This is a genomic window from Streptomyces sp. JLSY215 (genome assembly GCF_059682825.1).
This window is the reverse complement of sequence record NZ_CM185022.1, coordinates 4,372,908-4,398,112: the sequence shown is the minus strand read 5'-3', so window position 1 is coordinate 4,398,112 and position 25,205 is coordinate 4,372,908. Positions and strand designations below refer to the sequence as shown.

General features: G+C 67.3%; 20 protein-coding genes and 1 pseudogene. 11 read left to right on the top strand and 10 right to left on the bottom strand.

The features are described from left to right. Positions 1–317 precede the first annotated feature (317 nt). The 3 genes from AC5677_RS19625 to AC5677_RS19615 all read left to right on the top strand — a co-directional run bounded on the left by AC5677_RS19625 (position 318) and on the right by AC5677_RS19615 (position 3,479). The gene (locus tag AC5677_RS19625; protein ID WP_497196311.1) at positions 318–992 is read left to right on the top strand and encodes a PadR family transcriptional regulator; all 675 of its coding nucleotides are present in this window, start codon (positions 318–320) and stop codon (positions 990–992) included. A 47-nt stretch (positions 993–1,039) separates the two neighbouring features. Continuing rightward, on the top strand, positions 1,040–2,122 hold the full coding sequence (locus tag AC5677_RS19620) for an inositol-3-phosphate synthase (RefSeq protein ID WP_497196310.1): 1,083 nt from the start codon (positions 1,040–1,042) through the stop codon (positions 2,120–2,122). A gap of 76 nt (positions 2,123–2,198) precedes the next feature. Further along, a complete protein-coding gene (locus AC5677_RS19615; RefSeq protein ID WP_497196309.1) occupies positions 2,199–3,479 on the top strand; it encodes an MFS transporter in 1,281 nt (426 codons plus the stop codon). A 121-nt stretch (positions 3,480–3,600) separates the two neighbouring features. On the opposite strand, the gene AC5677_RS19610 is transcribed toward AC5677_RS19615, so the two are convergent. Further along, positions 3,601–5,076, bottom strand: a complete 1,476-nt coding sequence (locus tag AC5677_RS19610; protein ID WP_497196308.1) for a CCA tRNA nucleotidyltransferase — start codon at positions 5,074–5,076, stop codon at positions 3,601–3,603. A gap of 205 nt (positions 5,077–5,281) precedes the next feature. On the opposite strand from AC5677_RS19610, the gene AC5677_RS19605 reads away from it, so the two are divergent. The 7 genes from AC5677_RS19605 to trxA all read left to right on the top strand — a co-directional run bounded on the left by AC5677_RS19605 (position 5,282) and on the right by trxA (position 15,197). After that, positions 5,282–7,594 (top strand): DUF6049 family protein, encoded by a 2,313-nt coding sequence (locus AC5677_RS19605; protein ID WP_497196307.1) that lies wholly within the window; start codon positions 5,282–5,284, stop codon positions 7,592–7,594. A 46-nt stretch (positions 7,595–7,640) separates the two neighbouring features. Further along, positions 7,641–9,878 (top strand): murein biosynthesis integral membrane protein MurJ, encoded by a 2,238-nt coding sequence (gene murJ, locus AC5677_RS19600; protein ID WP_497196306.1) that lies wholly within the window; start codon positions 7,641–7,643, stop codon positions 9,876–9,878. Between the two features lie 107 nt (positions 9,879–9,985). Further along, positions 9,986–11,713 carry a protein kinase family protein gene (locus AC5677_RS19595; RefSeq protein WP_497196305.1) on the top strand — a complete coding sequence of 576 codons (1,728 nt, stop codon included), beginning with the start codon at positions 9,986–9,988 and terminating at the stop codon, positions 11,711–11,713. A 398-nt stretch (positions 11,714–12,111) separates the two neighbouring features. Beyond that, the gene (sigM, locus tag AC5677_RS19590; RefSeq protein ID WP_497196304.1) at positions 12,112–12,801 is read left to right on the top strand and encodes an RNA polymerase sigma factor SigM; all 690 of its coding nucleotides are present in this window, start codon (positions 12,112–12,114) and stop codon (positions 12,799–12,801) included. Between the two features lie 2 nt (positions 12,802–12,803). Then, entirely contained in the window at positions 12,804–13,733 is a 930-nt protein-coding gene (locus AC5677_RS19585) for an anti-sigma factor family protein (RefSeq protein ID WP_497196303.1), read from the top strand. 114 nt (positions 13,734–13,847) lie between these two features. Next, on the top strand, positions 13,848–14,822 hold the full coding sequence (trxB, locus tag AC5677_RS19580; RefSeq protein ID WP_497196302.1) for a thioredoxin-disulfide reductase: 975 nt from the start codon (positions 13,848–13,850) through the stop codon (positions 14,820–14,822). A gap of 48 nt (positions 14,823–14,870) precedes the next feature. Further along, a complete protein-coding gene (gene trxA / locus AC5677_RS19575; RefSeq protein WP_497196301.1) occupies positions 14,871–15,197 on the top strand; it encodes a thioredoxin in 327 nt (108 codons plus the stop codon). A gap of 100 nt (positions 15,198–15,297) precedes the next feature. On the opposite strand, the gene AC5677_RS19570 is transcribed toward trxA, so the two are convergent. From AC5677_RS19570 to rpmH, 9 genes and pseudogenes are all read right to left on the bottom strand, one after another. Next, entirely contained in the window at positions 15,298–15,915 is a 618-nt protein-coding gene (locus AC5677_RS19570; RefSeq protein WP_497196300.1) for a GNAT family N-acetyltransferase, read from the bottom strand. Positions 15,916–16,224: 309 nt separating this feature from the next. Further along, positions 16,225–17,325, bottom strand: a complete 1,101-nt coding sequence (locus tag AC5677_RS19565; RefSeq protein WP_497196299.1) for a ParB/RepB/Spo0J family partition protein — start codon at positions 17,323–17,325, stop codon at positions 16,225–16,227. Continuing rightward, positions 17,322–18,392, bottom strand: coding sequence for a ParA family protein (locus AC5677_RS19560; RefSeq protein ID WP_497196685.1), 1,071 nt, complete (start codon positions 18,390–18,392; stop codon positions 17,322–17,324). The genes AC5677_RS19565 and AC5677_RS19560 overlap by 4 nt, the downstream gene beginning before the upstream one ends. A 306-nt stretch (positions 18,393–18,698) precedes the next feature. Then, complete coding sequence (gene rsmG / locus AC5677_RS19555) at positions 18,699–19,424, bottom strand: 16S rRNA (guanine(527)-N(7))-methyltransferase RsmG (protein ID WP_497196298.1); 726 nt, start codon at positions 19,422–19,424, stop codon at positions 18,699–18,701. A 133-nt stretch (positions 19,425–19,557) separates the two neighbouring features. Next, a complete protein-coding gene (locus AC5677_RS19550; protein WP_403499820.1) occupies positions 19,558–20,064 on the bottom strand; it encodes a Jag family protein in 507 nt (168 codons plus the stop codon). Positions 20,065–20,078: 14 nt separating this feature from the next. After that, positions 20,079–21,239, bottom strand: a complete 1,161-nt coding sequence (gene yidC / locus AC5677_RS19545) for a membrane protein insertase YidC (RefSeq protein ID WP_497196297.1) — start codon at positions 21,237–21,239, stop codon at positions 20,079–20,081. 3 nt (positions 21,240–21,242) lie between these two features. Next, on the bottom strand, positions 21,243–21,560 hold the full coding sequence (gene yidD, locus AC5677_RS19540) for a membrane protein insertion efficiency factor YidD (protein WP_006604423.1): 318 nt from the start codon (positions 21,558–21,560) through the stop codon (positions 21,243–21,245). 92 nt (positions 21,561–21,652) lie between these two features. Next, positions 21,653–22,012 (bottom strand): annotated as a pseudogene (gene rnpA, locus AC5677_RS19535) (ribonuclease P protein component); the annotation flags it as partial. Between the two features lie 24 nt (positions 22,013–22,036). After that, entirely contained in the window at positions 22,037–22,174 is a 138-nt protein-coding gene (gene rpmH, locus AC5677_RS19530) for a 50S ribosomal protein L34 (RefSeq protein WP_003949374.1), read from the bottom strand. A gap of 377 nt (positions 22,175–22,551) precedes the next feature. On the opposite strand from rpmH, the gene dnaA reads away from it, so the two are divergent. Next, the gene (gene dnaA / locus AC5677_RS19525; protein ID WP_497196296.1) at positions 22,552–24,390 is read left to right on the top strand and encodes a chromosomal replication initiator protein DnaA; all 1,839 of its coding nucleotides are present in this window, start codon (positions 22,552–22,554) and stop codon (positions 24,388–24,390) included. Positions 24,391–25,205 lie beyond the last annotated feature (815 nt).

Below are 25,205 nucleotides of genomic sequence, written 5' to 3'. Positions count from 1 at the left end.
GGCGGCAGTTGTCTTCAGGTCCCCCCGATGCACGGCCCACCTGTGGGGTGAGGGCCGCACTACACCGAGGACAGGGACGCCAGATATCGGTCCACGGTTCCCGGCAGTCTGCATGCCGCACAGACTACGCACCGCCAAAACCTGCCCAGCGTTGAAATTCACTCCAAATCAGTCAGGTTGCCTGAAGCGAATTGGTGATGTGACGCCGTTCACCGTGCCCCCGCTTGTTCCATTCGAGGCACCGTTCTATCGTCTGGATGTATCGAGTCGATACATCAGCACGAGATAAAGAACGCACCGGGTCAAGGAGGCGGAGGATGAGCAGACGTTCCGGCATCCTCGAGTTCGCCGTCCTGGGCCTGCTTCGTGAGTCTCCGATGCACGGCTATGAGCTGCGAAAACGGCTCAACACCTCGCTCGGCGTCTTCCGCGCGTTCAGCTACGGCACCCTCTACCCCTGCCTCAAGGCGCTGGTCGCGAACGGCTGGCTCGTCGAGGAGACGGGCGACGCCCCGGAGGGCTCGTCCGCCGTGGCACTGTCGGGGCGCCGGGCAAAGATCGTCTACCGATTGACCGCCGAGGGCAAAGAGCACTTCGAGGAGCTGCTCGCCCACTCCGGACCGGATGCGTGGGAGGACGAGCACTTCGGCGTCCGCTTCGCATTCTTCGGTCAGACGTCGCGGGATGTTCGGATGCGCGTGCTGGAAGGCCGCCGCAGTCGGCTGGAGGAGCGCCTCGAGAAAATGCGCACCTCTTTGGCCAGGACCCGCGAGCGGCTGGACGACTACACCCTCGAACTGCAACGCCACGGCATGGAATCCGTGGAGCGCGAAGTCCGTTGGTTGAACGAGCTCATCGAGAGTGAGCGCACCGGGCGCGATCAGCGCGCACCGGATCCCGCAGAGCAGGACAAGAAGTCAGAAGATGCGGGCGGCCTGCCCCGGCACCGGGGTGGTTCCCGGCCGGATCCGTCCGATGACACCACCACATGAGGCCCTGCGGTGCCAGGTCCTCATCGAGAACACAGGGAGCAACCGGAATGGGTTCGGTTCGCGTAGCCATCGTCGGCGTAGGTAACTGCGCCGCCTCGCTGGTACAGGGCGTCGAGTACTACAAGGACGCCGACCCGAAGAGCCGCGTGCCCGGCCTCATGCACGTGCAGTTCGGCGACTACCACGTGCGTGACATCGAGTTCGTGGCGGCTTTCGACGTCGACGCCAAGAAGGTCGGCCTCGACCTCTCGGACGCCATCGGCGCCAGCGAGAACAACACCATCAAGATCTGCGATGTGCCGAACGCCGGCGTGACGGTCCAGCGCGGTCACACCCTCGACGGTCTGGGCAAGTACTACCGCCAGACCATCGAGGAGTCCGCAGAGGCCCCGGTCGACATCGTCCAGGTCCTCAAGGACAAGCAGGTCGACGTTCTAGTCTGCTACCTCCCTGTCGGCTCCGAGGACGCCGCGAAGTACTACGCCCAGTGCGCCATCGACGCCAAGGTCGGCTTCGTCAACGCCCTCCCGGTCTTCATCGCCGGCACCAAGGAGTGGGCGGACAAGTTCACCGAGGCCGGTGTCCCGATCGTCGGTGACGACATCAAGTCGCAGGTCGGCGCCACCATCACGCACCGCGTGATGGCCAAGCTCTTCGAGGACCGGGGCGTCATCCTGGACCGCACGATGCAGCTGAACGTCGGCGGCAACATGGACTTCAAGAACATGCTCGAGCGGGAGCGGCTGGAGTCCAAGAAGATCTCCAAGACCCAGGCCGTCACCTCCCAGATCCGGGACCGTGAGCTGGGCGAGGACAACGTCCACATCGGCCCGTCGGACTACGTGGCCTGGCTGGACGACCGCAAGTGGGCCTACGTCCGCCTCGAGGGTCGCGCCTTCGGTGACGTCCCGCTGAACCTCGAGTACAAGCTCGAGGTCTGGGACTCCCCGAACTCCGCGGGTGTCATCATCGACGCCCTGCGTGCCGCGAAGATCGCGAAGGACCGAGGCATCGGCGGCCCGATCCTCTCCGCGTCGTCGTACTTCATGAAGTCGCCGCCGGTGCAGTACTTCGACGACGAGGCGCGGGAGAACGTCGAGAAGTTCATTCAGGGCGAGGTCGAGCGCTAAGACGTTCGCCCCGCACAGCCCGCAGGCCCCTGGGAATTCCACCCGGGGGCCTGCGGGCTGTGTGAGGCTGTGCGCCATGCATGCAGTGCGCGACCTCCGCGTATTACTCCGGCTTCGCGACTTCCGTTCGCTTCTTGCCGTACGGCTTCAGTCCCAGGCTGCCGACGGTGTCTTCCAGGTCGCGCTCGCCACATACGTCGTCTTCTCACCCGAGAAACAGGCCTCGCCCGCAGCCATCGCCTCCGCCATGGCGATCCTGCTGCTGCCTTACTCACTCCTCGGGCCGTTCACGGGCGTGCTGCTCGACCGCTGGCGCCGCCGCCAGGTCCTGCTGTACGGAAATCTGCTGCGCGCCGCGCTCGCCGCCGCGACCGCAGCCTTGATCGTGGCCCGTGTCCCTGACTGGCTCTTCTACGCGTCGGCCCTCTCCGTGACAGCCGTGAACCGCTTTGTTCTGGCCGGTATTTCGGCCGCGTTGCCCCGCGTCGTCGACAACGCACAGCAACTGGTGATGGCCAACTCCCTTTCGCCCACAGCCGGAACGCTTGCCGCGACAGCCGGCGGCGGCCTCGCCTTCGCCGTCCGGCTCGCCGGCTCGCATGCCGACGCCTTTGTCGTGCTGCTTGCCTCGGCTCTCTATTTCTTTTCGGCCCTCACTGCCCTGCGCATTGCACCGGCACTCCTCGGGCCCGACGCCTCCCGGCTCCAACCACATCTGTGGGAAGCCCTGTTGAGCACCGTGCGGGGGCTTGTGGATGGTCTGCGCCACCTCAAGGAGCGGCGCACAGCGGCCCGCGCTCTTGCGGCAATGACCTTGATCCGCTTCTGCTACGGAGCTCTGACGGTCACGGTGCTGATGCTGTGCCGCTACTCCTGGGCCGACACCGAATCCGAAGGTCTGGCCCTGCTCGGCATCACGGTCCTGGTGTCCGGAATCGGCTTCTTCGCTGCCGCTCTCGTCACGCCCTGGGCGGTCGAGCATCTCAACCCGTTCGGTTGGATCGCCTGCTGCGCGGCCATAGGAGCCGTGCTGGTGCCGGCCCTCGGGCTGTTCTTCGCCCCCGAGCCGATGCTGACCGCCGCATTGGTACTCGGCCTCAGCACCCAGGGAACCAAGATCTCCACGGATACCGTGGTGCAGTCCTCGGTCGACGACGCGTACCGCGGCCGGATCTTCGCCATCTATGACGTGCTGTTCAACGTGGCCTTCGTCGGCGCGGCGGCGGTCGCGGCGCTCATGCTGCCGCCGAGCGGACGGTCCGTCGTGCTACTTGTCGTGGTGACCGTGATCTACGCAGTCGTTGCCACAGCATTGGTCCGACCCTGGCGACGATGGGCCAAGTCTTTCCTGGGATAGCGATGCCCAGCTGACGGGGCGGCGGCTCCCACCCGAGGAGGGCGATGTTTCACGTGAAACATCGCCCCATGTTTCACGTGAAACATGGCGGTTCATCGACCGGCCGTTTCACGTGAAACATTCAGCCCTGCGCGGCCCACCACTCCTTCAAAGCGGCAACCGCCGCATCCCGATCCATGGGACCACGCTCCAGTCGCAGTTCCAGCATCGCCTTGTACGCCTTGCCAACCTCCGGCCCCGGCGCGATCCCCAGAATCTGCATGATGTCGTTGCCGTCCAGGTCCGGACGGATGGCATCCAGCTCTTCCTGCTCCTGGAGCCGTGCGATGCGGTCCTCAAGCCCGTCATAGGCGCGCGACAGCGCATTGGCCTTGCGCTTGTTCCGGGTGGTGCAGTCCGAGCGGGTCAGCTTGTGCAGCCGCTTCAGCTGCGGGCCGGCGTCCCGCACATAGCGACGGACCGCCGAGTCCGTCCACTCACCCGTCCCGTATCCGTGGAAGCGCAGGTGCAGCTCCACCAGACGCGAAACATCCTTGATCATGTCATTGGAGTACTTCAGCGCGGTCATCCGCTTCTTGGTCATCTTCGCTCCCACCACCTCGTGGTGGTGGAAGGAGACCCGCCCGTCCGACTCGAAGCGCCGCGTCCTGGGCTTGCCGATGTCATGCAGCAGGGCCGCCAGCCGCAGCACCAGATCTGGCCCGTCCTCTTCCAGATCGATCGCCTGCTCCAGGACGGTCAGCGAGTGCTCGTAGACGTCCTTGTGGCGGTGATGCTCATCACTTTCCAGCTGGAGCGCGGGCAGCTCGGGCAGCACCCGGTCGGCGAGCCCCGAGTCGACGAGCAGCCGGAGCCCCTTGCGCGGGTGAGCCCCCAGGATCAGCTTGTTCAGCTCGTCCCGTACGCGCTCCGCGGAGACAATCTCGATCCGCTCCGACATCGCCTTCATCGCGGCGACCACCTCGGGCGCGACCTCGAAGTCCAGCTGGGCGGCAAAGCGGGCCGCGCGCATCATCCGCAGCGGATCGTCGGAGAACGACTCCTCAGGCGTCCCCGGCGTCCGCAGCACTCGCGATGCCAGGTCCTCCAGCCCGTCGTGCGGGTCGACGAACTCCTTCTGCGGCAGCAGCACCGCCATGGCGTTCACCGTGAAGTCCCGACGGACCAGGTCCTCCTCGATGGAGTCGCCGTAGGACACCTCGGGCTTGCGCGAGGTGCGGTCGTACGCCTCGGAGCGGTAGGTCGTGACCTCGATGTCGAACGAGCTCTTCTTGCAGCCCACCGTGCCGAAGGCAATGCCGACCTCCCACACCGCGTCCGCCCACGGCCGGACGATCTTCAGGACGTCCTCGGGACGGGCATCGGTGGTGAAGTCCAGGTCATTGCCGAGCCGCCCCAGCAGCGCATCCCGCACCGACCCCCCGACCAGGGCAAGCGTGAACCCGGCCTCCTGGAATCGGCGGGCCAGATCGTCCGCAACGGGGGACACCCGCAGCAGCTCGCTCACGGCACGGCGCTGGACATGGTTCAACGCGTCCGTCGACTGCGGCGTCCGCTCGGTCGGCGGGGTGGGGAGGTCATTGTTGGCGTTCGGCACAACAAAACAGGGTACGTGGCTGCGCTGTAGGAAGCGTCACGTTAATAAAGGGGACGCGGTGTCCGACGCCAAGGGACACGGCGTCCGGCGCCGTCCCGGCGATCATGTGGAGCAGTCCCCGGCACTACGGCACAGCGGGCCTCGTTACCATTCGTGGACGCACATTCCGAACGACCACTGACGACGACGAGGGACGGGCGAGCGCGTGGCCGAGGCGGCAGGGTTCCAGGGGACTGAACGGCCGCGCGGCCGATGGCTGCGCAGGACCGTGGCACTGTTCACCGGAACACCCCTGCTCACGGGCCTGCTGCTGGCCCCGCAGGCCCCCACCGCACAAGCCGCCACGGCGGGCTCCCGTGGAGTCGACGTCAGCATCGAATCAATGACGCCGTCCGCTCCCACCAAGACGGACACGGTCACGGTCTCCGGCACGCTGACCAACGACGGCAGCAGCCCGATCACCGACGCGCACGTCGGAATGCACCGTGGCTCACCTCTCGGCGGCCGCAGCTCCATCGACACCACGTCCCGGCACGCCGGGTACGTACCCGGCGTCGACGGACCGGAGGTCAAGGGCCACAAGGAGAAGATCGACAAGCTGGACCCCGGTGCCAGCCGCCCCTTCTCCCTCAGCGTGCCGGTGAAGGATCTCCGCCTCGACGAAGACGGTGTGTATCGGCTCGGTGTCTCACTGTCAGGGCACACTCAGGCCTCGGCCTACGAGCAGGTGCTCGGCATCGACCGGACCTTCCTGCCCTGGCAGAAGACGGATGCAGGCAAGAAGACCCAGCTCACCTACCTGTGGCCGCTGATCTCCGCCACCCACCTCACCGCCGAGACCGACGCAGCGCAGACGCCGGTCTTCCGCAATGACGATCTCGCCGCGGAGCTCGCGCCCGGCGGCCGGCTGCAGCAGATGGTGGCGCTCGCCAAGAACTTGCCGGTGACTTTCGTCATCGATCCCGACCTGCTCGCCAGCGTCGACGCCATGACCAGGACGTACAAGGTCGGCGGCCCGGACGGTCCCACGGGCAGGAATCAGGCCGTCGCCAAGCAGTGGCTGAACGACCTCCAAAAGGCGGTGAAGACGCACGAGGTCATCGCGCTGCCGTTCGCCGATCCCGACCTCGCCTCACTCGCGCACCACGGCAAGAGCGTCCCCAGCGCGCTCAGCCACCTCGGTCCGGCCACCGACCTCGCCGGCAAGACCGTGGACACGGTCCTGGGGGTCACACCGCGTACGGACTTCGCCTGGCCCGTCGACGGCGCCATCGACTCCTCCATCGTCGATGTCGCCACCTCGGCCGGTGCGCACAACGTCATCACCCGCAGCGACAGCCTGCGCGAGACCAACGGACTGCCCTACACCCCGACAGCGGCGCGGCCCATCGGCGGTGGCAACACCGCCATCGTCGCGGACGCGCGGCTCTCCCGGGCGTTCGAAGGCGATATGTCGAAGGCGGACAACGCCTCCCACGCGGTCCAGCAATTCCTTGCTCAGACGCAGATGATCAACCTTCAGGCCCCGGACCGGCAGCGCAGCATCGTCGTCGCCCCCCAGCGCATGCCGTCGGCCGCCCAGGCCCGCGCAATGGCCACCGCCCTGCGGAATCTGGATGACGCCGGGCGCTGGACACAGCCGCTGGACCTCAGCGATGCGACCAACGCCAAGCCCGACCCCGCCGCCACCCGGCAGGTACCGAGCGGCGCCGCCTACCCGGGCTCGCTGCGCAGGCAAGAGCTCCCCACCGATGCCTTCCGGCAGATCCAGGAAACCCAGTCCGCACTGGACGACTACCGCGTGATCCTGGCCCAGCCGGAGCGCGTGGTGACCCCGTTCGGCACCGCCATACTGCGTGAGATGTCGACCGAGTGGCGGGGCGACCCGACCGGTGCCGGGGCCTTCCGCAACTCCGTGCGCGGCTATCTCGACGGCCTGACCAAGAAGGTCCACCTGATCCAGAAGTCGGATGCGACACTCTCCGGGCGCAGCGCAACGATTCCTGTGACGGTGCAGAACAACCTGGTCCAGGGCGTCGAAGGCATGACGCTGAAGCTGACCTCGTCCCAGCCCAACCGTCTGGACGTGGGGACGTCACAGCAGATCAAGGTGGACGGCGGGCACAGCCAGTCGTTCAAGTTCGACACCACGGCGAACGCCAACGGTCGTGCCTGGGTGACCGCCCAGCTCTACACCGCCGACGGAAAGCCCTACGGTGAACCGATGACGTTCCAGGTGAACGTCACTGAGATCACCGCGACTGTGATGCTCGTCATCGCCGGCGGTGTGCTGCTGCTGGTCCTGGCCGGCGTACGGATCTACCTCCAGCGCAAGCGGATGGCCGCGGCGCCCGCCGAGGACGGACCCGATGACGAAGGCCCGGACGGCGAAGAAGGCACGAACGGCGACAACGGCGGCACGGACGGCGACAAGCCCGAGCAGCCGAGTGACCCCACGCCGGACACCGGTTCGGAAAGCACCGACCCGTCCGGCTCAGGTGAGAAAGTGGACCGTTGATAGATGGCGGGGCCGGACGGCCCGCGACGGATGAGATGGGGCAGCGATGAACGCGCCGTACGACGGTGACCGCAGCCGGGACGCCCATGGCGACCCGGCTGGGCCGGTCCCTGCGACGCCCCAGGTGCCCGCAGCTTCCGGCCCTCACTCCCAGGATCCCTACGTTCAGGACCCCTACGTCCAGGACGCCTACCGCAACGACCCGCACCACGCTCCGCACCCGGGGGTTCCGGATCCCGGCGCCGAGGCGCCGTACGACAGCGCCGCGCACCCCGCGCCCCCGCTGGGACACACCCAGCCGCTCTACCAGCAGCCCCCCACGGCACAGCACACCCCCGACCCGCAGTTCTGGGCGGCGCCCGCCCCGTCCGACTCCCGTGCCGGCGGACCCGACCCCCAGTACGGTGACGCCGCGACCACGCAATTCGTGGGTGTCGACGACCTGATCACCCAGGCATCCGAAGAGCGCTCGGAGCCCGATGCCTTCGCGCATCTCTTCCGGGACCAGCAGCCGTACGAGCCCCAGCGGCCCGCCCCGGCACCGGCACCCGCCGCGGCCGGAGGAGTGGGCGCGCCGGTGCCGGAAGCCGTACCCCAGCAGCCCGCGCCAACGCCCGAGCCTGCCCCCGCGGCCGCCGGCAAGCAGTCCGGTGGCAAGGCCTCCGGACTGCTCAAGTCCAGCGCCGTGATGGCCGCCGGCACGATGGTGTCCCGGCTCACCGGCTTCGTCCGCTCCGCGCTGATCGTCGCGGCGCTCGGCGGTGCGGTCCTCGGCGACTCCTGGCAGGTGGCCTACCAGCTGCCGACGATGATCTACATCCTCACCATCGGCGGCGGTCTGAACTCCGTCTTCGTCCCGCAGCTCGTCCGCGCGATGAAGGAGGACGACGACGGCGGTGAGGCGTACGCCAACCGCCTGCTGACGCTGGTCATGGTCCTCCTCGGAGGACTGACCGTCCTGGCGGTGGTCGCCGCGCCGCTCCTGGTGAAGCTTGTCTCCCTCGATATCTCCCGCGACCCGGCAGCCAACGAGGTCGCCGTCGCCTTCACCCGCTACTGCCTGCCGACGATCTTCTTCATGGGTCTGCACGTCGTAATGGGGCAGATCCTCAACGCCCGCGGCCGCTTCGGCGCGATGATGTGGACCCCGGTCCTCAACAACATCGTCATGATCGCCACCTTCGGCCTGTTCATCTGGGTCTACGGCTCGGCCAAGACGTCCCAGATCGGTGTGACGACCATCCCCACCGAGGGAATCCGGCTGCTGGGCATCGGTACCCTCCTCGGCCTCGTCGTCCAGGCGCTGGCGATGATCCCGTACCTGCGTGACGCCGACTTCAAGCTCCGGCTGCGCTTCGACTGGCGCGGCCACGGCCTGGGCAAGGCCGCCAAGCTCGCCAAGTGGACGGTTCTGTTCGTCCTCGCCAACCAGGCGGGCGTCCTCGTCGTCACCCAGCTCTCCACCTGGGCCGGCAACACCGCCGACCATCAGGGCCACCCGGGCAACGGCTTCATCTCGTACGCCAGCGCCCAGCTGATCTGGAACATGCCGCAGGCGATCATCACCGTCTCCGTGATGGCGGCGCTGCTGCCACGCCTGGCACGCTCCGCGCACGACGGCGACACCGCGGCCGTCCGCGACGACATGTCCCAGGGGCTGCGGACCTCCGCCGTCGCCATCGTCCCGATCGCGTTCGGGTTCCTGTCCCTCGGCGTCCCGCTGTGCACGCTCGTCTACGGCTCGTCCGGGGCCGGTGTCCCGATGGGCTACATGCTGATGGCCTTCGGCGTCGGCCTGATCCCGTTCTCGGTGCAGTACGTCGTCCTGCGCGCCTTCTACGCGTACGAGGACACCCGCACCCCCTTCTACAACACGGTGATCGTCGCCGCCGTCAACGCCGTCGCCTCCGCCCTCTGCTTCCTGATCCTCCCCGCACGCTGGGCTGTGATCGGCATGGCGGCCTCCTACGGGCTGGCGTACATCATCGGCGTGGGTGTGGCCTGGCGCCGCCTGAGCAAGCGGATGGGCGGCGACCTCGACACCGCGCATGTCGTGCGCACCTACGCACGTCTGGCCGGCGCCAGCATTCCGGCCACGATCGTCTCGGGGGCCGCGGTGTACGGCATCATGCAGGCACTCGGCAGTGGGGTCACCGGCTCGCTCGCCGCCCTTGTCGGCGGCAGCGCCGCACTTCTGGCGGTCTTCTACGCGGCCGCCCGGAAGATGCGGATCCAAGAGTTGAACGCCCTGGTCGGGATGGTCCGCGCCAAGCTGGGGCGCTGACCGAGCACAACCATCGACCGCCACCGTGTGTCGTGCATAGTGGCGGACTGTGGGCACAATTGTCGTGGCTCATTGAGCCTGCAACGGATGGGGAGGCAGGAACGACGGTGGCGGAACGGAGCACGGCTGCCGTCGACGTGGCCGACACGAGCGGTGAGGAACCGCTGACCGCCAAGGCGGGTCAGGCCACGGACGACGGAGCGGAGGCCGAGAAGGTATCCGGCGGGGACAAGGACACCGCACGCACTGAAGAGATCGGTGCCACGGCGGCCGAATCCCAGCCACCGGAGCTGCACAGTGGCCATAAGCTCGCCAGACGCTACCGCCTCGAGGAGTGCGTCACCCGTCTGGACGGATTCAGCAGCTGGCGCGCGGTCGACGAAAAGCTGCGCAGAGCAGTCGGTGTGCACATCCTGCCCGCCGATCATCCGCGGGCCCGCCCGGTGCTGTCCGCCGCCCGCTCCTCCGCGCTCCTCGGCGACCCTCGGTTCGTCCAGGTCCTCGACGCCGTGGAGGAGAACGACCTCGTCTACGTCGTCCACGAATGGCTGCCGGACGCCACCGAGCTCACCACCGTCCTCGCAAGCGGCCCGCTCGAAGCGCACGACGCCTACCAGCTCGTCAGCCAGGTCTCCCAGGCCATGGCCGCCGCGCACCGCGAGGGCCTGGCACATTTGCGGATCACTCCCGGATCGGTGCTGCGGACGGAGTCCGGCCAGTACCGCATCCGCGGCCTCGCGGTCATGGCCGCGCTGCGCGGCATCACCTGTGAGCACCCTCAACGCACGGACACCGAAGCGATCGGCGCACTGCTGTATGCCTCGCTGACCCAGCGCTGGCCGTACGAGAACGACGCCTACGGTCTCACCGGTCTGCCCAAGGGCGTCGGGCTGATCGCCCCCGACCAGGTGCGTGCGGGGGTCCACCGCGGGCTGTCCGAACTCGCCATGCGCGCGGTCGTCAACGATGGCGCCACGGCTTCCCGGCAGGAGCAGCCCTGCACCACCCCGGAGGAGCTGGCCAAGGCCGTCGCGGCCATGCCGCGCATCCGGCCCCCCGAGACGGCCTTCAACACGCCGCCGCCCTACCAGCGCACCGGTTACCAGCAGGGCACCTACAGCCAGTCGTCGGCCCGCAACGGCCAGCCCGGTCGGCCGACTCAGGCCATCCCCACCCCGCCGCCCCCGCTGCAGAGCCGTACCGGAAAGGCGCTGAAGTGGTCCGTCTCCGCGCTGCTCATCGCGGCACTGGGACTGGGCAGCTGGCAGCTCGCGGACACCCTGCTCTCGCTGGAAGGCGACAAGGACAGCCCGGGTAGCTCTCAGACCACTGGCGGCAAGGCCAAAACGCCCGCCAGTAAGCCGATCAAGATCGAAAATGCCGTGGAGTACTACCCCGACGGCAAGCCGCAGCACCCCGACCAGGCTCAGAACTCCCACGACGGGGACACCGGCACCTTCTGGTACAGCAAGACCTTCAAGGAAGGCCCCGACCTCAATCCGGTCTTCAAGCAGGGTGTCGGCCTCATCTACGACCTGGGATCGAAACAAGGGATAAGCAGCGCGTCGATCGGGCTGCACTACGGCGGCCCTCACACCACCGTGACGCTGTACGCGGCCAACTCTCTGTCGACATCGGAACCGCTGAGTTCCATGCAGAAGCTCGGTACGGCCCAGACCTCGCAGAAGACGGCCGAGATCAAGCTCGAGAAGCCGGCGAAGGCGCAGTACGTCCTGGTGTGGATCACCGCCATGCCGCACTCCCCGGCAGATCCGACTACGTACAGCGGCGACGGCTACAAGCAGGGCGTGACGGAGGTTTCCTTCACCAGCTGAGAACGCAGCAAGCTCAGCGACTGTCGAGGGGCTGTGTACCCCGGCCGGACGGCTTGGGTTCTCAGGGGCGTTGCAATACCCCAGCACAAGGGGTGCAAGGGTCTTGAAGATCCGAAAGGCCCGAACGGGTCGGGAACGGCGGAAGCTGGTCCGTGAGCGGGAGGAACACTTCCGGCTCACGGACCAGGGCCCGAACGGCTACGAAGCATGCCGGACCGTCGGAACCAACCACCCGAATACCCGCACGGCTACTCGCCGCCTCCCCAAGCGATCACGCGTGGCGACGATCTCCAGGTTCCGCCTGGAACCCGTGGGGCCCCGAATTCGTCGGCATTTACTTTCCTGACCTGGCGGGCTTCAATGGGACCCGAGATCAGGCAGCTACGGCCGGGGGGCCCGTGTCCACCGACAGCGACGAGGCTTCGACACCAACCGACGCCGATCTCCTTGCTCTGCATGTGAAAGGCGATCCCGATGCCTTCGGGGAGATCGTCCGACGCCACCGTGACCGCCTCTGGGCCGTGGCACTGCGCACCCTCGGCGATCGCGAAGAAGCCGCCGACGCCGTCCAGGACGCACTGGTCTCCGCCTACCGCGCGGCCCACACATTCCGTGGACAGTCCGCCGTCACGACCTGGCTGCATCGCATCACGGTGAACGCTTGCCTGGACCGGGCCCGCAAGGCCGCCTCCCGGCGCACCTCACCCGTGGCCGAGACAGAGCGACTGGAGCAGCTTCTCGAACCGCAAGAATCCGCCGCCGTCCCCGCCGAGCGGCGGGATCTACACCGGCAACTGCTCGGCGCACTGCGCACCCTTCCCGAGGAACAGCGCGCCGCGCTCGTCCTCGTCGATATGCAGGGCTACCCCGTCGCCGAGGCAGCCGCGATCCTCGGTATCCCAACGGGAACGGTCAAGAGCCGCTGTGCGCGGGGCCGTGCGCGGCTCCTTCCTTTGGTCACCCATCTGCGCGCCGACGCCGGGGATAGCCCGCCCGCGAGTGGGGGAAGGAACCGGGCGCAGGGGACATCCGTCCCACCGACGGCAGGACCGAAGGACACAGGTGCCGTGAAGGGCGGAGGTGGGTGAGCGTGACGTCGACGACCGGCTCGGATGAGCACCCGGAGGTCTCCGAGATTTCCGACCTGACGGACGGACTACTGTCCCCGTCCCGCACCACGGAGCTTCGCGGCCATCTCGACGGCTGCCCGCTGTGCGCGGAGGTACACGCATCACTGGAGGAAATCCGGGGGCTGCTGGGCACGCTCCCCGGCCCCACGAGAATGCCCGCCGATGTCGCGGGGCGCATCGATGCCGCGCTCGCAGCCGAGGCGCTGCTCAACTCCACGACCCCCACCACAGGCACCCTTGTTTCACGTGAAACATCGACCGCCGCCGGTTCGGTTTCACGTGAAACCGATGTGGAATCGCCCACACACACCGCTCCCTCGGACCGGCCGGCGGGCCGCCCCAGGGGCGCCTCCGGGCCCGGCCGCCAGACGTCCGGCAGCCGCTCGTCCCGTGCACGGCGTTGGCCCCGCATGCTGCTGGCTACGGCAGCGGCCGCCGCGGCCATCAGCATCGGCGGACTCTTCCTCCAGAACGCCGCCACCAACGGCACCCAGGCCGCCCGTCAGGACCAGGCGAGCGCACCCGCTGAGCAGAACGCTGGCGGTTCCGCGCTGACCTCGGCATCCCTCGAAGCGCATGTCCATCGCCTGCTGGCGGCGAAAAACTCGCATAAGACTCCGGAGATCGGCACCCGCAGCTCTCCGGAAACACCGCTGCGCGGCAATGCCGACACCGTCCCGTCCTGTGTGCGCCAAGGCATCGGCCGCACGGAAGCCCCGCTCGCCTCCAGCCACAACACCTACAACGGCAAGGACGCCTATCTCGTGGTGCTGCCGCACGCGTCCGACCCGTCACGTGTCTCCGCCTACGTCGTGTCTTCCTCCTGCGTCTCCGCCACCCCTCCGGCTCCCGGCAAGGTCCTGCTGACCCACTCGTACCAGCGAGACTGAAACGACGAGACGTGCGCTGTGACACTCCGGGAATGCTCGCCCCGTAGGATCCGTTGGGTGGGGTGAGAGTTCCGAGACCCCAGCAAGCCGTCGGCAGAGACAAGGAAGACACCCGTGAGCGACGTCCGCAACGTGATCATCATCGGCTCCGGGCCCGCGGGCTACACCGCAGCGCTCTACACCGCCCGCGCGTCCCTGAAGCCGCTGGTCTTCGAAGGTGCCGTCACCGCCGGCGGCGCACTGATGAACACCACCGACGTGGAGAACTTCCCCGGTTTCCGCGACGGCATCATGGGGCCGGACCTCATGGACAACATGCGCGCCCAGGCCGAGCGCTTCGGTGCCGAGCTCGTCCCGGACGACATCGTCGCGGTCGACCTCTCCGAAGAGATCAAGACCGTCACCGACACCGCGGGCACCGTCCACCAGGCGAAGGCCGTCATCGTCACCACCGGCTCCCAGCACCGCAAGCTTGGGCTGCCCCGTGAGGACGAGCTGTCCGGCCGCGGCGTCTCGTGGTGCGCGACCTGCGACGGGTTCTTCTTCAAGGGCCAGGACATCGCCGTCATCGGTGGTGGCGACACCGCGATGGAAGAGGCCACGTTCCTCTCTCGCTTCGCCAACTCCGTCACGGTCGTCCACCGCCGCGACGCCCTGCGGGCGAGCAAGGCGATGCAGGATCGTGCCGTCGCCGACCCGAAGATCAAGTTCGTGTGGGACAGCGAGGTCGCCGAGATCCACGGCGACAACAAGCTCAGCGGTCTGACGCTGCGCAACGTCAAGACCGGCGAGACCTCGGAACTCCCCGTGACCGGCCTGTTCATCGCGATCGGCCACGACCCGCGGACCGAGCTGTTCAAGGGCCAGCTGAATCTGGACGACGACGGTTACCTCAAGGTCGAGGCACCCAGCACTCGTACGAACCTGAAGGGTGTCTTTGCCGCCGGCGACGTCGTCGACCACACCTACCGTCAGGCGATCACCGCGGCCGGCACGGGTTGTTCTGCGGCCCTGGACGCCGAGCGGTTCATCGCGGCGCTGTCGGACGGCGAGGCCACGGCCGAGCCGGAGAAGACCATCTCCGCCTGACCATCGTCACCCCCAGCTTTTCATCACCCACCGAATAAGGAGACTGCCATGGCCGGCGCCACGGTGACCGTTACGGACGACAACTTCGAGGAGGTCGTCCTCAAGAGCGACAAGCCCGTCCTCGTCGACTTCTGGGCCACCTGGTGCGGCCCGTGCCGTCAGATCGCCCCGTCCTTGGAGGCCATTGCCGCCGAGCACGACGAGATCGTCATCGCCAAGCTGAACACCGACGAGAACCCGGCGACCACGGCCAAGTACGGCGTCATGTCGATCCCGACCATGAACGTCTACAAGGGCGGCGAGGTCGTGAAGACCATCGTCGGCGCCAAGCCGAAGGCCGCGATCGAGCGCGACCTGGCGGACTTCCTCGCCTGAACCACGCGGTCACGTTTCACGTGAAACATGGGCCCGTCCCCTTCAAGGGGGCGGGCCCATTCTCTGTGCTGGACCGATCTCGGTGTTCCCGGCCGAAAGCTCAGAGCGGCCGCAGCGCGGGTTCCTTCTGGACCGCTCCCAGCAAACGGTCGAGGGCCAGCTCCACGTCTTCCTTCCACGAGATGGTGGCCCGCAGCTCAAGCCGCAGCCGCGGAAAGCGTGGGTGGGGACGTACGGTCTTGAAGCCCACCGCGAGGAGATGATCGGCAGGCAGCACACACGCCGGCTCGGTCCAGCGGGCATCGCCGAAGGCCTCGATCGCCTTGAACCCGCGCTGAATGAGGTCCTTGGCGACCGTCTGCACCATCACCCGGCCCAGTCCCTGGCCCTGGTAACCGGGTATCAGCCACCCCGTGAGCAACTGCACGGCATCCGCTGACACCGGGCTGGTGGGAAAGGCCATGGACCTTGGCACGTAGGCAGGCGGGGCATACATCACGAACCCGACCGGGACATCGTCGACGTAGACCACCCGCCCGCATGATCCCCACTCCAGTAGCACCGCCGAGATCCAGGCTTCTTTCTCCAGCTCGGGCCGGCCCGCCTTTACTGCGGCTTCACCGCTGACGGGGTCGAGCTCCCAGAAGACACAGGAGCGGCAACGCTTGGGGAGATCCGGAAGGTTGTCCAGCGTGAGCGGTACGAGCCGACGGCCCATGAAGCCAGATCCTCACTTCCCTCGCCTGCCGCACCGCGCAGGGCCGTCAGCGCAGCCTGCTCCCTGAGCAGACCGCCGACGAACCCTCCGACGGCAGCAAGGCCGAACCCTGCTGCCAACAGTCCGGTGCGGCTCACTGTTCGCATGGCCTCTCCTCGGTGTGAGGTCTCTCCATGTGGATGCGCGCCATACCCGATCGCATCGTATCCACCCTTTACGGGCACGGATACCGTCATAGAGCAAAGGGCGGGCCGTGTTCCGGTATGGACTCCGGAACACGGCCCGCCAGCGGAGCCAAAGCCCGTCAGCTCATTCCTTGTCGTCGCTCTCCTCGGAGAGGGACTTTCCCAGCACCGGGCCCTCGCCCGGAGCCAACGTGCCGAGAATGCGCTCCAGATCGTCCATTGAGGCGAACTCGACGACGATCTTTCCCTTCTTCTGACCGAGGTCGACCTTCACCCGGGTCTCGAAACGATCGGACAAGCGCGTGGCCAGACCGGTGAGCGCGGGGGACACACGGGCCCCCGCGCGCGGCTTCTTGGTCTTCGTCGGGCTCTTGGGATCCAGCCCCAACAGCTTCACGATCTCCTCGAGGCTGCGCACCGACAGCCCCTCCCGCACCGTGCGACTGGCGAGGTGTTCCTGCTCCTCGTGGTCCTCCACAGCAAGCAGGGAACGCGCATGTCCCGCGGACAGCACGCCCGCCGCCAGGCGGCTCTGGACGGACGGTGCCAGCTTCAGCAAGCGCAGCGTGTTGGTGACCTGTGGACGCGATCGCCCGATCCGGTCGGCCAGCTCGTCATGCGTGCATTTGAAGTCCTTCAGCAGCTGGTCGTAGGCGGCCGCCTCTTCCAGCGGATTCAGCTGCGCCCGGTGCAGGTTCTCCAGAAGCGCATCGAGCAGTAGCTTCTCGTCTTCGGTGGCCCGGACGATGGCAGGAATCTTCTCCAGCCCGGCCTCACGGCATGCCCGCCAACGGCGCTCACCCATGATGAGCTCATATCGCTCCGGCGCGGTCTGGCGTACCACCACCGGCTGGAGCAGGCCCACCTCCTTGATGGAGACCACCAACTCGGCGAGCGCGTCCTCGTTGAACACCTCCCGTGGCTGCCGCGGGTTCGGCGTGATCGCATCCAGCGGCACCTCGGCGAAGTGCGCGCCCGCGACCGCCGATACAGCCTGAGACATCGTCTCCGACTCAGCCGGTGTCTCTGTTTCACGTGAAACACCATTCGCCGGCAGCGCGGCGACCTTGGCCGCCGCCACCCCCCGGCCTGGTGCCAGTACCGGTACGGCCGACGGTGACGTCGTCCCCGGTCCCACCGCAGGCCCGGCGTTGTCCGTGCTCTGCGGTGCCGCGGGGATCAGCGCACCGAGCCCACGGCCCAGTCCTCTACGTCGTTCGCTCACTGGGTCCCCTCCGACATGCTGTGCTGTCCTTCATAGTTGACCGCGAGGCCCTGACCGCCGGTCTGAGGAGCCCCACGCAACGCGATCTCTCGGGCCGCTTCGAGGTACGAGAGCGAACCACTGGATCCCGGGTCATAGGTGAGCACCGTCTGCCCATAGCTAGGTGCCTCGGAGATACGCACCGAGCGGGGGATGCTCGTACGAAGCACCTCGTTACCGAAGTGGCTGCGCACCTCGTCGGCGACCTGAGAGGCCAGCCGGGTACGCCCGTCGTACATGGTGAGCAGGATTGTGGAGACATGGAGCTTGGGGTTGAGATGCCCCCGCACCAGGTCGACGTTTCGCAGCAGCTGCCCCAGGCCCTCCAGTGCGTAGTACTCGCACTGAATCGGGATCAGCACCTCGGCGCCGGCGACCATCGCGTTCACCGTCAGCAGGCCCAGCGAGGGCGGGCAGTCGATGAGGATGTAATCCAGCGGCTGCTCATAGGCCTTGATGGCCCGGTCCAGCCGGCTCTCCCGGGCGACCAGCGAGACCAGCTCAATCTCCGCGCCGGCCAGGTCGATCGTGGCGGGCGCACAGAACAGCCCCTCCACATCGACCACGGGCTGCACCACGTCGGAGAGCGGCTTGCTGTCCACGAGCACGTCATAGATCGATGGCACTTCGGCGTGATGGTCGATCCCCAGCGCCGTCGAAGCATTGCCCTGGGGGTCGAGGTCGACCACCAGAACCCGTGCTCCGTGCAGGGCCAGCGAGGCCGCCAGGTTCACCGTGGTCGTGGTCTTACCGACCCCGCCCTTCTGGTTGGCAACCACCATGACCCTGGTCTGCTCGGGCCGGGGAAGCCCGTCGCCCGCGCGGCCGAATGCCTCTACCGCCAGCTGAGCTGCACGACCGATCGGGGTGTCGTCCATCGGGGGCGGCGTTTCACGTGAAACGTCGTCCCCGAACGACTCGTTACGGGGACCGGGGACCGGATCGGTCATCGGTCCCGCGATGTTGGCGTCGGACCGCAAGGATTCACTCTCCTCGACATCAGGCTCGCAATGGACAGAGCCTGCCATGCTTTCGGTGTCGCGAACCAGTGAGGTCCGTTCTCCTGTGGACGAATCCACTTCTGTGGATACTTCCGTGACCCTTGTGGGTTTACGGTCGCGCGGCGCGGCGGCCGCGCGACCCCGGTCAATGATCCCTTGCAGCAGAGAACGACGTTTCACGTGAAACACGATGCCAGCGCCGCGCCCGATTAAGCCGCGACACTCCGTCTTATGCTCTTTTGATGGCGTTTATGGAATTCGCCCTATTCGTTGCCGTGTAGACGTCACACACACGGCCCCGATGCCGGCCTGGCACTCTCCGCCATCAAGGCATCAGCGCCGGCGCCCCCTCGACGCACGGCTGGTACGTGCCGCCTTCGCCCGCTTGGCCGCAAAGCGCACACCGCCGGGGCTCTCGCCCACCTCGACCCGCACCACCGTCGACGGAGGATCCACGATCCCCTCGCCCACGTGCACCACCGAAGTCTCCACCACGCCGAGCTTGCTCAATGCCGCCCGAGCTCCCTTGAGCTCCTCCTCCGCGGCATCGCCCTTCAGCGCCAGCATCTCGCCGTACGGACGCAGCAGCGGCACACCCCAGCCCGCCAGCCGGTCGAGCGGGGCCACGGCCCGGGCCGTCACCACATGCACCTGCGGAAGCTTGCCCATGACCTCTTCGGCCCGCCCCCGCATCACCGTCACATGATCCAGGCCGAGCAGCTCGACGACCTCCTGCAGGAAGTTCGTGCGCCGTAGCAGCGGCTCCAGCAACGTGATCTTCAGATCCGGGCGGACCAGCGCCAGCGGGATACCGGGCAGCCCGGCGCCCGACCCCACATCACAGACCGAAACGCCCTCCGGAACCACTTCGGAGAGCACCGCGCAGTTCAGCAGGTGCCGCTCCCACAGCCGCGGCACCTCGCGCGGGCCGATCAGCCCCCGCTTCACGCCCGCATCGGCGAGCAGTTCGCCGTAGCGCACAGCCTCCGGAAAGCGCTCACCGAATACCTCCTGCGCCGCCTTCGGCGCAGGAGGGAGCTCCGCTGCTGCCTCCGTCACGGGAACCGCCCTTCCTCTGGACTGCTTTTCCTGCCGGGAACCGGGGGATACGCCCCGGGATAACACAGAACGCTGACAACATTTGGCCCCGCCTGCGAGCAGACGGGGCCAAAGACAAACGAAGCGCTGAAGGTCAGGCCGGAAGGACGACCACTCGGCGCTGCGGCTCCTCGCCCTCGGACTCGCTGCGCAGCCCGGCCGCGGCCACCGCGTCGTGCACGACCTTGCGCTCGAACGGCGTCATCGGGTCGAGCTTCACCGGCTGGCCGGTGCCCTTCGCCTCCTCCGCCGCCTTCGCACCGATCTCCGTGAGCTGCTCACGCTTACGCGCACGGAATCCGGCGATGTCCAGCATCAGACGGCTGCGGTCACCGGTCTCGCGGTGCACGGCCAGCCGGGTCAGCTCCTGCAGCGCCTCCAGCACCTCACCGTCACGGCCGACCAACTTCTGCAGATCACGGCTGGTCGAGTCGCTGATGATCGACACCGCGGCACGGTCGGCCTCGACGTCCATGTCGATGTCACCGTCGAGGTCAGCGATGTCCAGCAGGCCCTCGAGGTAGTCGGCCGCGATCTCGCCTTCCTGCTCCAGGCGCGTCAGGGTGTCGGTGCCCTTGGTGCCAGGGGTCGTGTCCGTCACGAAAGGACTCCTTCTTACTTCTTGGACGGGTGCTTGGGGCGCTGCTGGCCCTTGCGCTGTCCGGACTTGGTGTTACGGGATCCGGAGGCGGAGGCGCCCTTCGCGGACGCACCGCCCTTCTCCTCGCTGCCCTGCGGGGCCTTCTTCTCCAGCGACTGCTTGGCGGCACCCTGTCCGGTGCTGCCGCCCGTGGAGCCGGCCCGCGTACGGTTCTGCGTACCGCCGGAGGCACCGGTGCCGGCCGGAGAGTGCTGCCGCTTGGCCTTCGTCTGGCGCTTGGGCTGCTGGCGGTTCTGGCGCGCCTCTTCGGCGGCCTTCTTCGCCTCGACCTCGGCCGGGTCCTCGACCAGCTTGCCCTTGGCGCGCAGCCGCTCCTGGCGCTCGTTGAAGGCCTTGCTGCCCGGGGTGGGGTTACGACGGATGACGAACATCTGCTGGCCCATGGTCCACACGTTGGTGGTCAGCCAGTAGACGAGAACACCGACGGGGAAGTTGATACCGAAGACGGCGAACATGATCGGGAAGACGTACATCAGCATCTTCTGCTGCTGCATGAACGGCGTCTTCACCGTGAGGTCGACGTTCTTCGTCATCAGCTGACGCTGGGTGTAGAACTGCGACGCCGACATCAGAACGATCATGATGATCGTGACCACACGGACGTTCGTGACCGAAGCGCCGAGGCTTTCGATCTTCGCCGCGCTGTCCATGAACTTCGCCGCCAGCGGCGCACCGAAGATGTGCGCCTTCTGCGCGCTCTCCAGCAGCGTCTGGTCGATGACACCGACCGTCTTGCCGTTCGCGATGTGGCTGAGGACCTGGTACAGCGAGATGAAGAACGGCGACTGGGCCAGAATCGGGAGACAGCTCGAGAGCGGGTTGGTGCCCGTCTCCTTGTAGAGCTTCATCATCTCTTCGGACTGGCGCTGCTTGTCGCTCTTGTAGCGCTCCTGGATCGCCTTCATCTTCGGCTGGAGCGCCTGCATGTTCCGCGTCGACTTGATCTGCTTCACAAAGAGCGGAATCAGGCAGACACGGATCAGCACCACCAGCGAGACGATGGACAAACCCCACGCCGCGCCACTGTTCGGGTTGAAGATCAAGCTGTAGAACGAGTGGAACTGGACGATGATCCAGGAAACAGCGGTATAGAGGGGACCGAGGATCGTGTCCACGAATCAGGCTCCTTGGGCGTTGGGCTGAGTCTCGGGCTGGGCGACAGGCTCAGGGACGGTGGGCCCGCCCAGGCGGCTCCTCAGCCGCTGATGCCAAACCGGACGCTTCCGGGGAGGGACGTGGTCGACCCCGCCGAGCGACCACGGATTGCAGCGCAGGATGCGCCAGGCAGTCAGCGCAGTCCCTTTCACCGCGCCGTGCCGGTCGATGGCCGTATAGCCATAGTGCGAGCACGACGGGTAGTACTTGCAGACCGGTCCCAGCAAGGGGCTGATGGTCCACTGATAGATCTTGATCAAAAGCAACAGCGGGTACTTCACTGTGCGCTCCCTCCCGGGTCCCGTCCGGGGTTCCGGGGGCCCGCGGCGTAGCCGCCGGTCACAGCCCCGGTGGGATTGCAGCCTTTCGGCACCCCTCCCAGCAGCCGCAGGAGCGCGGCGTCCAGGTCGCGGGCCAGCTGGTCGTGCTCCGCCGCACCCGCGCCGGGCAGGGCCCGTACGACAACCAGGCTACCGGCGGGCAGCCGGTCCAGCCGATCACGCATGAGGTGACGAAGCCTCCGCTTGACCTTGTTGCGTAGGACGGCGACGCCAACGGCCTTGCTCACGACGAAACCCGCACGCGCCGGGGGAACGCATTCCCCCGCTGCGTGCGGGTCCGTTGCACCGCTACGAAAATGAACGACAAGGAGCGGGCGCCCGGCCCTGCGTCCCCGGCGTACCGCGGTCGCAAAGTCCTCGCGCCGCCTCAGCCGATGCTCGGTAGGCAGCACGTCATGGACCTAGGGTCAGGCTGCTCAGGCCGACAGGCGGGCGCGACCCTTGCCACGGCGGGACGCGAGAATCGCGCGGCCGGCGCGGGTCCGCATGCGCAGACGGAAGCCGTGGGTCTTCGCGCGACGGCGGTTGTTCGGCTGGAAGGTGCGCTTGCTCACTCGGGGGCTCCAGGAATGCTTGTTGTCTCAAGGTTGAGACAGATGTGGGGCGTCGTTGGCTGTCACCGTGCGCCCACGAGTAACTCGCAACGCCTAAGTGCACCGCTTCACGATCACCAGAGCGCGATCTTTGCCCATCGGAGGCAGGCGGCAGCAGCCATCGACAACTCGACCTGGTCACGGTACGCGCGGCTACGCCATCCGGTCAAACCGGCTCCGGTCCGCCCCACACGACCTCTTGTCAGGACACACTATGCACAGCCTGTGGACAACAACTTGAATCCGCAGGCCCGGCCTGACTACCGTTGCTGAACTCCGATTCCTTCCCGCCCGTCCTGAGAATCACACATTCGTGGGACTGTGAGAGAGCGTGCCTTGTGGCTGAAGTCCCTGCTGATCTTGCCGCAGTGTGGCCGCGCGTACTCGACCACCTCCTGCGTGCCGAGGCCGATGGCCTCAAGCCCAAGGACCAGGACTGGCTCAAGCGCACCCAGCCGCTGGCGCTGGTCGCCGATACCGCACTGCTCGCCGTCCCCAATGAATTCGCCAAGGGTGTGCTCGAAGGACGGCTCGCGCCGCTGATCGGGGAGGCCCTCAGTCACGAATGCGGGCGGCCGATCCGGATCGCGATCACCGTGGACGACTCCTCCGAGGAGCCGCCGGCGCAGTCCGCGCCCCCCTCGCCCCCCGCACCGCAGCAGCAACAGCACCTGCAGCAGCACCCGCAACACCAGCAGCCGCAGCACGACGCATACGACGGCTACGACAACCGGCACGACAGTCGGCACGACAGCCGCCAGGGCTACGGCCACCAGGGCGACGACCTGCCCACCGTCCGGCCCGCCTATCCCGACTACCAGCAGTCCCGCCACGAGCCGGGATCCTGGCCGCAGCACCCCGCCAATATGGCCGGCGGCCCCGGCCCGCGCGACGACTACGGCTGGCAGCAGCAGCACCTCGGCGGTTTCCCCGACCGCGACCCGTCCCCGGAGCAGTGGCGCGAGCCGTACGGCTCCCGGCCGCAGTCCCACGGACAGCAGCAGAACGACTACCGTTCGCCGCGCCGCGACCTGTCCGAGCACCAGCCGCCCGGCCGGTCCGGCGGCCCCGCGCTCCCCGCGCCCAGCGGTGCGCCCAGCCCGCTCGCCGCCCAGCCCGCGCCGGCGACCGGCCCCGGTGAGCCGACCGCGCGGCTGAACCCGAAGTACCTCTTCGACACCTTCGTCATCGGCGCCTCGAACCGCTTCGCACACGCCGCCGCGGTCGCCGTCGCCGAGGCGCCCGCCAAGGCGTACAACCCGCTGTTCATCTACGGGGAATCGGGCCTGGGCAAGACCCACCTGCTGCACGCCATCGGGCACTACGCGCGGAGCCTGTATCCGGGCACCCGGGTGCGGTATGTGAGCTCGGAGGAGTTCACCAACGAGTTCATCAACTCCATCCGCGACGGCAAGGCGGACGCGTTCCGCAAGCGCTACCGGGACATGGACATCCTGCTCGTCGACGACATCCAGTTCCTGGCGAGCAAGGAGTCGACGCAGGAGGAGTTCTTCCACACCTTCAACACGCTGCACAACGCCAACAAGCAGATCGTGCTGTCCTCGGACCGGCCGCCCAAGCAGCTGGTCACCCTGGAGGACCGGCTGCGCAACCGCTTCGAGTGGGGTCTGATCACCGACGTCCAGCCGCCCGAGCTGGAGACCCGGATCGCGATCCTGCGCAAGAAGGCGGTGCAGGAGCAGCTGAACGCGCCCCCGGAGGTGCTGGAGTTCATCGCGTCCCGCATCTCGCGCAACATCCGCGAGCTGGAGGGCGCGCTCATCCGGGTCACCGCGTTCGCCTCACTCAACCGGCAGCCGGTGGACCTGGGGCTGACCGAGATCGTGCTCAAGGACCTGATCCCCGGTGGCGAGGACGCGGCACCGGAGATCACGGCGACCGCGATCATGGCGTCGACCGCGGACTACTTCGGGCTGACCATCGACGATCTGTGCGGCTCCTCACGCAGCAGGGTGCTCGTCACCGCCCGCCAGATCGCCATGTATCTGTGCCGCGAGCTGACCGATCTCTCGCTGCCGAAGATCGGCGCGCAATTCGGCGGCCGGGACCATACGACCGTGATGCACGCCGACCGCAAGATCCGCGCGCTGATGGCCGAGCGGCGTTCCATCTACAACCAGGTCACCGAGCTGACCAACCGCATCAAGAACGGCTGACGCCGGCCACGGCCGGTCGCCGCAGGCGCGCTCAGGGCGCTCCGGAGACATCCTCCCGGGGCGCCCTTCGTCGTACGGGGACGCGTGACGAACGCCCGTGGACGACGGTGAACCGCCTCTGAGCCCCCGGAAAACCGCTCCGGGACGCCGTCCTTGCACGCTTCGCCGTCATCCCAAACCTGTGGAGCGCGCCGAGCCTGTTCGATTCCGGACCAGGTCACGGCCTCTCTCCACAGATTGGGCAAGAATCTTCCATCCACACCCTGGGGAGAGCAGAGTTATCCCTGGGGAATCCACAGCGCGCCGTCCGAAGGGGGCATCGAGGGAGGTCAGCAGCATGTGGATTTGTGGCCAACCGCAATCCACAGGGTGTGGATGAAGATTTCATCCACAAGGGCGGCGTCGGCTTGTCCACCGGCTGCCCACAGGAGAGGCCGCGTTGTCCCCAGTGATCGTCGGCTTCTCCACACCCCTGTCCACTGTTCGGCAACCCGACACCCGTCCTCACCGCGCCGAGTGAAAGCCGTCACATCAAGTTGGTTGGTTGGGCTGTGGGGAACCGGGGTAAAGCTGGGGATGGCACTGGGGAGAACTACCCCTCCCCTGTGCATCGGGTGTGCAGAACTTTCGGCGGTCCACAGATCCGCCCGCTTATCCACGGCTGCCGCCCACAGGGCCAGTGGACAAAAATGCCGCGTTGACCTGCGCAAAGACAGTTGTCCACGGTTTCCACAGGCCCTACTACTACGACCACGGATATCTACCGGGGACTTCGCTTGAAAGCGGGGGCTGTGCACAAGTTGGCCGCCGAGCGC